Annotated in this window: 8 protein-coding genes; all 8 read left to right on the forward strand. The window is 70.6% G+C overall.

Features of this window, described 5'->3' with window-relative positions:
• Positions 1–32: 32 nt before the first annotated feature.
• Positions 33–590 carry a crossover junction endodeoxyribonuclease RuvC gene (gene ruvC, locus ACFXPL_RS34210; RefSeq protein WP_384927023.1) on the forward strand — a complete coding sequence of 186 codons (558 nt, stop codon included), beginning with the start codon at positions 33–35 and terminating at the stop codon, positions 588–590.
• A complete protein-coding gene (gene ruvA, locus ACFXPL_RS34215; protein WP_384927025.1) occupies positions 587–1,207 on the forward strand; it encodes a Holliday junction branch migration protein RuvA in 621 nt (206 codons plus the stop codon). Before ruvC ends, ruvA begins: the two co-directional genes overlap by 4 nt.
• 75 nt (positions 1,208–1,282) lie before the next feature.
• The gene (gene ruvB / locus ACFXPL_RS34220; RefSeq protein ID WP_384927027.1) at positions 1,283–2,368 is read left to right on the forward strand and encodes a Holliday junction branch migration DNA helicase RuvB; all 1,086 of its coding nucleotides are present in this window, start codon (positions 1,283–1,285) and stop codon (positions 2,366–2,368) included.
• 165 nt (positions 2,369–2,533) lie between these two features.
• Positions 2,534–3,037 (forward strand): preprotein translocase subunit YajC, encoded by a 504-nt coding sequence (yajC, locus tag ACFXPL_RS34225; RefSeq protein ID WP_384927029.1) that lies wholly within the window; start codon positions 2,534–2,536, stop codon positions 3,035–3,037.
• Positions 3,038–3,180: 143 nt separating this feature from the next.
• A complete protein-coding gene (gene secD / locus ACFXPL_RS34230; protein ID WP_384927031.1) occupies positions 3,181–4,980 on the forward strand; it encodes a protein translocase subunit SecD in 1,800 nt (599 codons plus the stop codon).
• Between the two features lies 1 nt (position 4,981).
• Positions 4,982–6,097 (forward strand): protein translocase subunit SecF, encoded by a 1,116-nt coding sequence (gene secF, locus ACFXPL_RS34235; RefSeq protein WP_384927033.1) that lies wholly within the window; start codon positions 4,982–4,984, stop codon positions 6,095–6,097.
• Positions 6,094–6,639, forward strand: coding sequence for an adenine phosphoribosyltransferase (locus ACFXPL_RS34240; RefSeq protein ID WP_384927035.1), 546 nt, complete (start codon positions 6,094–6,096; stop codon positions 6,637–6,639). Before secF ends, ACFXPL_RS34240 begins: the two co-directional genes overlap by 4 nt.
• A gap of 181 nt (positions 6,640–6,820) precedes the next feature.
• The gene (locus tag ACFXPL_RS34245; RefSeq protein WP_384927037.1) at positions 6,821–9,316 is read left to right on the forward strand and encodes a RelA/SpoT family protein; all 2,496 of its coding nucleotides are present in this window, start codon (positions 6,821–6,823) and stop codon (positions 9,314–9,316) included.
• Positions 9,317–9,411 lie beyond the last annotated feature (95 nt).

The following is a 9,411-nucleotide window of genomic DNA, read 5'->3' on the forward strand; positions in this document are numbered from 1 at the left end:
GGAGAACGCATGACCGAGAGAGTGGGGGCGCGATGCGGGTGCTGGGTGTGGACCCCGGGCTGACGCGGTGCGGGATAGGCGTCGTCGAAGGGGCCGCGGGACGGCCGCTGACGATGCTGGGTGTGGGCGTGGTGCGTACGCCCTCCGACGAGGAGATCGGCCCGCGTCTCGTCGCCATCGAGCAGGGCATCGAAGCCTGGCTGGACGAGTACCGGCCCGAACACGTCGCTGTGGAGCGGGTGTTCGCCCAGCACAATGTGCGTACGGTCATGGGCACCGCCCAGGCCAGCGCGGTCGCCATGCTCTGCGCCTCGCGCCGCGGCATCCCCGTCGCCCTGCACACCCCCAGCGAGGTCAAGGCCGCCGTCACCGGCAGCGGCCGGGCCGACAAGGCACAGATCGGCGCGATGGTCACCCGGCTGCTGCGGCTCGCGGCGCCCCCCAAACCGGCCGACGCCGCGGACGCCCTCGCGCTCGCCATCTGCCACATCTGGCGCGCCCCCGCCATGAACCGCCTCCAGCAGGCCCAGGCGGCGGCCCGCCCCTCCCGTATCCCCGCCTCCGCACCCGTCCGGAAGGTCACGCGATGATCGCCTTCGTCAGCGGCCCGGTCGCCGCCCTCGCCCCGACCACCGCGGTCATCGAGGTCGGCGGTGTCGGCATGGCCGTCCAGTGCGCCCCCGGCACCCTCGCCGCGCTGCGCGTCGGCCAGGAGGCCAGACTCGCCACCTCGCTGGTCGTCCGGGAGGACTCCCTCACGCTGTACGGCTTCGCCGACGACGACGAACGCCAGGTGTTCGAGCTGCTCCAGACCGCCAGCGGCGTCGGCCCCCGGCTCGCCCAGGCGATGCTCGCCGTACACAGCCCCGACGCGCTGCGTCTCGCCGTCTCCACCAGCGACGAGAAGGCGCTGACGGCGGTCCCCGGCATCGGGAAGAAGGGTGCCCAGAAGCTGCTGCTGGAGCTGAAGGACCGGCTCGGCGCACCCCGGGGCGCCACCGTGGGCCGGCAGGCCGGCGCGGCGGCGGCCTCCTGGAGCGACCAGCTCCACGCCGCGCTCATCGGGCTCGGGTATGCCGGACGCGAGGCCGAGGAAGCGGTCGCCCAGGTCACCCCGGAGGCCGAGGCGGCCCTCGCGGAGGGCTCCCAGCCACCGGTGCCCCAACTGCTGCGCGCCGCGCTCCGGAGCCTCAACCGCACACGCTGAACCCGGCAGGGCCTGCCCCCGCCGTACTCCATTCGGGCCGTTCTCGTACGCGCCCTCTTCCCGAGGTGAGACTGAGTGAACTGGGACGACACCGACGGCGACGCGCCCACGCAGGACGACGCGGCCGAGCGGCTGGTCGGCGCCTCCGCGGACGGTGAGGACCAGGCCGTCGAAGCGGCGCTGCGGCCCAAGTCGCTCGACGAGTTCGTCGGACAGGAGCGGGTACGGGTCCAGCTCGACCTGGTGCTCAAAGCGGCCCTCGCGCGCGGTGCCACCGCCGACCACGTCCTGCTCTCCGGGGCGCCGGGGCTCGGCAAGACGACCCTCTCGATGATCATCGCGGCGGAGATGAACGCCCCGATCCGCATCACCTCGGGCCCGGCGATCCAGCACGCGGGCGATCTCGCCGCGATCCTCTCCTCCCTCCAGGAGGGGGAGGTCCTCTTCCTCGACGAGATCCACCGCATGTCCCGGCCCGCCGAGGAGATGCTCTACATGGCGATGGAGGACTTCCGGGTCGACGTGATCGTCGGCAAGGGCCCGGGCGCCACCGCCATCCCGCTGGAGCTGCCGCCCTTCACCCTGGTCGGCGCCACCACCCGGGCCGGACTGCTGCCGCCCCCGCTGCGCGACCGCTTCGGCTTCACCGGCCACATGGAGTTCTACGAGAGCGTCGAACTGGAGCGCGTCATCCACCGCTCCGCCCAGCTCCTGGACCTGGAGATAGACGCCGAGGGCGCCGCGGAGATCGCCGGACGCTCCCGCGGCACGCCCCGTATCGCCAACCGGCTGCTGCGCCGCGTACGGGACTATTCCCAGGTCAAGGAGGACGGGCGGATCACCCGTGAGGTGGCGGAGGTGGCCCTCGCGGTGTACGAGGTCGACGCACGCGGTCTCGACCGGCTCGACCGGGCCGTGCTCCAGGCGCTGCTCAAGCTCTTCGGCGGCGGGCCGGTGGGGCTGTCGACCCTGGCGGTCGCCGTGGGCGAGGAGCGCGAGACGGTCGAGGAGGTCGCCGAGCCCTTTCTCGTACGGGAGGGACTGCTCGCCCGTACGCCACGAGGCAGGGTCGCGACCCCGGCGGCGTGGGCTCATCTCGGGCTCGTACCGCCCCAGCAGGCGCCCGGCACGACCGGACAACCCGGCCTGTTCGGGGCGTGACGGCATGAACACGCGCACGGGCAGGAACCCCGGTGCGATGCTGGGCGTTGTTCCAACGAAGCGGACTCGCTTAGACTCCGCCGATGCCGCCCTTCCGGAGCGGCATGCCCACCCCCGTAGATCAGGCCGCTTGACAGCGCGGTCGTGCGAAGGAAGTTCCCTCCCGTGAGTCTCGTGACCCTTCTCCCCTTCATCGTGCTCATCGGGGCCATGTTCCTGATGACCCGGTCCGCCAAGAAGAAGCAGCAGGCCGCCGCGCAGATGCGCGACGACATGCAGCCCGGCACCGGCATCCGCACCATCGGGGGCATGTACGCCACCGTCAAGGAGGTGCACGCTGACATGGTCCTCCTGGAGGTGGCTCCCGGCGTCCACGCGGTCTACGCCAAGAACGCCATCGGCGCGGTGCTGGACGACGACGAGTACAACCGCATCGTGCACGGCGACGTCCCGGGCGACTCCGAGACGCCGGTCGTGCCCGACGACGCCTCCTCGCTGACCGGTCCCGCCGACACCGACTCCGCGGACGAGGCCAGGATCGACCTCGGCAAGAAGCCCGAGGAGACCACGGACGCCGAGTCCGCCGACGCCACGACCGAGGCGAAGGCCGACGAGAAGGCCGAGAACAAGGCCGAGGGCAAGACCGACGGCGAGTCCGGCGCGAAGTAGCCGGGTCCGCGCCGACCGGCCGCACAACGGCCGCCGGCGACTCACGGTCGCGCTGATTTCTGCGGGGGCGGGTCCCCACTACACTTCGTGGCCGCTCCGGCGCACACCCGGCGTGGGGCGGTTGGACAGGGAGAAACGAGAAGGTGGCAGCACCTAATAAGGGCCGAAGGCAAGCGGGGTCCCCAGGCAGGCCAGGGCGCACCCTGGCGCTGTTCCTGATTGCCATGGTGGCCCTCACGGGCGGGATGTTCTGGTCCGGCCATGTCACGCCACGTCTGGGGATCGACCTCGCGGGCGGCACCAGCATCACGCTCCAGGCGAAGAACACGCCGGGCAAGCCGAACGCGATCAACAAGACCAACATGGACACCGCCGTCAGCATCATCGAGCGGCGCGTCAACGGTCTTGGTGTCTCGGAGGCCGAGGTTCAGACCCAGGGCAACGAGAACATCATCGTCAACATCCCCCGGGGCACGAACGAGAAGCAGGCCCGTGAGCAGGTCGGCACCACCGCCCAGCTCTACTTCCGGCCGGTGCTGACCGTCGCCGCCGGGAGCCCGACCAAGCCGCAGCCCTCGGGCAGCGGCTCGCCGAGCGCGGCTCCCTCCTCCTCGACCAGCGCTTCCACCGGGGACAAGGCGGGCGACAAGGCCGGCGACGCCGGCACCACGGCGTCGCCCTCCGCGTCCGCCACCTCTCAGGGCCGGGCCGTGACGGACGCGCTGAAGGCGGATGCCTCGCCTTCGCCGGACGCCTCCGCCTCCGATGACAAGTCGTCGGACAAGAAGGACGAGTCCCCGGCCCCCGCCCCCTCCGCGAGCGCCTCCAGCGACCCGGCCACCGCCGCCCTGGAGAAGAAGTTCACGGAGCTGGACTGCACGAACAAGAAGGCCCGCACCGAGGTCAACCAGAGCTCGGCGCCCAAGGACACGATCGTCGCCTGCGGCCAGAACTCCGGCGGCGAGTGGGAGAAGTACGTCCTCGGCCCGGCCGAGCTGGAGGGCACGGACGTCGACGACGCCAAGGGCGTGCTCGACCAGCAGCGTGGCATGTGGATCGTCACGATGGACTTCACCGGTGCCGGCACCAAGAAGTTCCAGTCGATCACCGGCAAGCTCTCGCAGCAGCAGGCGCCGATGAACCAGTTCGCCATCGTCCTCGACGGCAACGTGGTCTCCGCGCCCTCGGTGAGCCAGACGCTCGGCGGCAGCGCCGAGATCTCCGGCAGCTTCACCCAGCAGTCCGCCCAGGACCTGGGCAACATCCTGTCCTACGGTGCGCTGCCCCTGACCTTCCAGGAGCAGTCCGTCACGACGGTCACCGCCGCGCTCGGCGGTGAGCAGCTCGAAGCGGGTCTGATCGCCGGCGCGATCGGCCTCGTCCTGGTCATCATCTACCTGGTGGCGTACTACCGGGGCCTCTCCGCGATCGCGATCCTCAGCCTCGGCGCCTCCGGCATCATGACGTACACGATCATGTCGCTCCTCGGCCCCGGCATCGGCTTCGCGCTGAACCTCCCCGCGGTCTGCGGCGCCATCGTCGCCATCGGTATCACCGCGGACTCGTTCATCGTGTACTTCGAACGCATCCGGGACGAGATCCGCGAGGGCCGTACGCTCCGGCCGGCCGTCGAGAGGGCCTGGCCGCGCGCCCGGCGCACGATCCTCGTCTCCGACTTCGTGTCGTTCCTCGCCGCGGCGGTGCTGTTCCTCGTCACTGTCGGCAAGGTCCAGGGCTTCGCGTTCACCCTGGGTCTGACCACGCTCCTCGACGTGGTCGTGGTGTTCTTCTTCACCAAGCCCGTGATGACGCTGCTGGCCCGTACGAAGTTCTTCTCCAGCGGCCACCCGTGGTCCGGTCTGGACCCGAAGCGCCTCGGTGCCAAGCCGCCGCTGCGCCGCGCCCGCCGTGTCAGCGCCCCCACCGACCCGAAGGAGGCGTGAGATGTCCCGACTCGGCGATCTCGGCGCCCGGCTCTACCGAGGCGAAGTCGGTTACGACTTCATCGGGAAGCGCAAGATCTGGTACGGAATCTCGATCCTGATCACCATCACGGCCATCGCGGCCCTGGCGGTGCGCGGGCTCAACATGGGCATCGAGTTCAAGGGCGGTGCCGTCTTCACCATCCCGAGCACGAGCGTCTCGGAGGTCCAGGCCCGCGAGGACGCGCAGCAGGCGTCCGGGCACGACGCGATCGTCCAGAAGCTCGGCAACGGCGGCATGCGGATCCAGGTCACGGAGCTGGACACCAAGCAGGCCGACGCGGTGAAGACCCAGCTCGCCAAGGACCTGAAGGTCGACGAGGCGAAGATCAACGCGGACCTGGTCGGCCCGAGCTGGGGCGCGACCATCGCCAACAAGGCGTGGATGGGCCTCGGGATCTTCATGGTCCTGGTGGTGATCTATCTGGCGATCGCCTTCGAATGGCGCATGGCGGTCGCCGCGCTCATCGCCCTCATCCACGACCTCACGATCACCGTGGGGGTCTACACCCTGGTCGGCTTCGAGGTCACCCCGGGCACGGTGATCGGTCTGCTGACCATTCTCGGTTACTCCCTCTACGACACGGTCGTCGTCTTCGACAGCCTCAAGGAGGGGGCGACCGGGATCACCAAGCAGAGCCGCTGGACCTACAGCGAGATCGCCAACCGGTCGATCAACAGCACGCTGGTGCGTTCCATCAACACCACCGTCGTCGCCCTGCTGCCCGTCGGTGCGCTGCTCTTCATCGGCGGTGGCTTCCTCGGCGCCGGCATGCTGAACGACATCTCGCTCTCGCTCTTCGTCGGCCTCGCCGCCGGCGCGTACTCCTCGATCTTCATCGCCACCCCGCTCGTCGCAGACCTGAAGGAACGCGACCCGCAGATCAAGGCGCTGAAGAAGCGGGTGCTCGCCAAGCGCGCGGCCGCCGCGGCCAAGGGCGACCAGGCCGACGACGCTCCCGCCGACGGTGACGACCACGTCGAGGACGGCCCGCAGGACGGCCCCACGGCCGCCGTGGCGGGTCCGCGCGGTCGCGGTGGCCGGGGCCGGCCCTCGGGATCGGGGAGGCGTCGATGACCGACACCAGCACGCGGGAGCTGCTGCTCAGCCGCATCCGTGACGTGGCGGACTACCCGAAGCCGGGAGTGGTGTTCAAGGACATCACGCCGCTGCTGGCCGACCCCAAGGCGTTCACGGCGCTGACGGACGCGCTCGCCGACCTGTGCGTACGGTTCGGCGCGACGAAGATCGTCGGCCTGGAGGCGCGCGGCTTCATCCTGGCCGCCCCCGTGGCGGTCCGGGCGGGCGTCGGGTTCATCCCCGTACGCAAGGCCGGCAAGCTCCCCGGCGCGACGCTCTCGCAGTCGTACGACCTGGAGTACGGCTCCGCGGAGATCGAGGTCCACGCCGAGGACCTGGACCACGGCGACCGGGTCCTCGTCATCGACGACGTCCTCGCCACCGGCGGTACGGCCGAGGCCTCCCTGGAGCTGGTCCGGAGGGCCGGCGCCGAGGTCGTGGGCGTCGCGGTCCTGATGGAGCTGGGCTTCCTGGGCGGCCGGGAGCGGCTGGTACCCGCGCTCGGCGGTGCCCCGCTGGAGGCGCTGATCACGCTCTGAGCCGCGCCGGAACACGGATTCCGGGCGGCATGGAAACACGGCAGGACGGGCACCCGAGCACCATCGGGTGCCCGTCCCGCGTTCGGCCGAGCCCGGCCTTGGGGCGAGAGGGGCGCCCGAGGTCGATACCATGGAACCTCCGGGCCTGACCGGGGGACCTGGATCCGCACGAGGAGCGCTCTTGCCAGACGAGGTCCAGCCACTGGCCGCCGCGACGCCCGATCACCCCGCCGACCGGGCCGCCGCCGGCTCCGCCACGCCGCCGCACAAGGCCCCCGTCGCCGCCGAGCAGACCGCTCCGCCCACGCCGCCCGAGCGCCCCAGGGTGCCCGTGAGCGCTCCCAAACCGGGTGCCACCGCCACGCCGCGCTCCGGAGGCTCCTCCAATCGGGTGAGGGCCCGGCTCGCGCGTCTCGGGGTGCAGCGCTCCTCGCCGTACAACCCCGTCCTGGAGCCGCTGCTGCGGACCGTACGGGGGAACGACCCCAAGATCGAGACGGCGACGCTGCGCCAGATCGAGAGCGCCTACCAGGTCGCCGAGCGCTGGCACCGGGGACAGAAGCGCAAGAGCGGCGATCCGTACATCACGCACCCCCTCGCGGTCACCACGATCCTCGCCGAGCTGGGCATGGACCCCGCCACCCTGATGGCCGGCCTGCTGCACGACACGGTCGAGGACACCGAGTACGGCCTGGACACCCTGCGCCGCGACTTCGGTGACCAGGTCGCGCTCCTCGTCGACGGGGTCACCAAGCTCGACAAGGTCAAGTTCGGCGAGGCCGCGCAGGCCGAGACCGTACGCAAGATGGTCGTCGCCATGGCCAAGGACCCGCGCGTCCTGGTCATCAAGCTCGCCGACCGGCTGCACAACATGCGCACCATGCGCTACCTCAAGCGGGAGAAGCAGGAGAAGAAGGCCCGCGAGACGCTGGAGATCTACGCGCCCCTCGCCCACCGGCTGGGCATGAACACCATCAAGTGGGAGCTGGAGGACCTCGCCTTCGCGATCCTCTACCCCAAGATGTACGACGAGATCGTCCGGCTGGTCGCCGAGCGCGCCCCCAAGCGCGACGAATACCTGGCCATAGTGACCGACGAGGTCCAGTCGGACCTGCGCGCGGCCCGCATCAAGGCCACCGTCACCGGACGCCCGAAGCACTACTACAGCGTCTACCAGAAGATGATCGTCCGCGGCCGGGACTTCGCGGAGATCTACGACCTGGTGGGCATCCGGGTCCTGGTCGACACGGTCCGCGACTGCTACGCGGCGCTCGGCACGGTCCACGCGCGGTGGAATCCGGTCCCCGGCCGGTTCAAGGACTACATCGCGATGCCCAAGTTCAACATGTACCAGTCGCTGCACACGACGGTCATCGGGCCCAACGGCAAACCGGTCGAACTCCAGATCCGTACGTTCGACATGCACCGCCGCGCCGAGTACGGCATCGCCGCGCACTGGAAGTACAAGCAGGAGGCCGTCGCGGGCGCCTCCAAGGTCCGCACCGACGTCCCGCGCAGCGCGGGCCGGGGCGCGGGCCAGGACACCGTCAACGACATGGCGTGGCTGCGCCAGCTCCTGGACTGGCAGAAGGAGACCGAGGACCCCAGCGAGTTCCTGGAGTCGCTCCGCTTCGACCTCTCGCGCAACGAGGTCTTCGTCTTCACCCCCAAGGGCGACGTCATAGCGCTGCCCGCCGGCGCCACCCCCGTCGACTTCGCGTACGCCGTCCACACCGAGGTCGGCCACCGCACCATAGGGGCACGGGTCAACGGGCGCCTCGTACCGCTCGAATCGACCCTCGACAACGGCGACCTGGTGGAGGTCTTCACCTCCAAGGCGTCCGGGGCCGGCCCCTCGCGCGACTGGCTCGGCTTCGTCAAGTCGCCGCGGGCCAGGAACAAGATCCGCGCCTGGTTCTCCAAGGAGCGCCGCGACGAGGCGATCGAGCAGGGCAAGGACGCCATCGCGCGCGCCATGCGCAAGCAGAACCTGCCGATCCAGCGCATCCTCACCGGGGACTCCCTGGTCACGCTCGCGCACGAGATGCGCTACCCCGACATCTCGTCCCTGTACGCGGCGATCGGCGAGGGCCATGTGGCCGCGCAGGGCGTCGTGCAGAAGCTCGTCCAGGCCCTCGGCGGCGAGGAGGCCGCCAACGAGGACATCGCGGAGAACTCCCCGCCCTCCCACAGCCGCGGCAAGCGCCGCTCCAACGCCGACCCCGGTGTCGTCGTCAAGGGCGTCGACGACGTCTGGGTGAAGCTCGCCCGCTGCTGTACGCCGGTTCCCGGCGACCCGATCATCGGCTTCGTCACCCGCGGCAGCGGCATCTCCGTCCACCGCGCCGACTGCGTCAATGTGGACTCGCTCTCCCAGCAGCCCGAGCGGATCAAGGAGGTCGAGTGGGCGCCCACCCAGTCCTCGGTCTTCCTGGTCGCCATCCAGGTCGAGGCGCTGGACCGCTCCCGGCTCCTGTCGGACGTCACGCGGGTCCTCTCCGACCAGCACGTCAACATCCTCTCCGCCGCCGTCCAGACCTCCAGGGACCGCGTCGCCACCTCGCGCTTCACCTTCGAGATGGGTGACCCGAAGCATCTGGGCCACGTACTGAAGGCGGTACGCGGCGTGGAGGGCGTCTACGACGTCTACCGCGTCACCTCGGCCCGCAGGCCCTGAGCGAGCCGCGTACGGGGAGCCGCGGACGGAGAGTCGCGGACGGGGAGCAGCGGACAACAGCGGGCGGCCCGGCAGTGGAATCCACTGCCGGGCCG

Source organism: Streptomyces sp. NPDC059092 (assembly GCF_042756365.1).
In the GTDB taxonomy this organism is placed as follows: Bacteria; Actinomycetota; Actinomycetes; order Streptomycetales; family Streptomycetaceae; genus Streptomyces.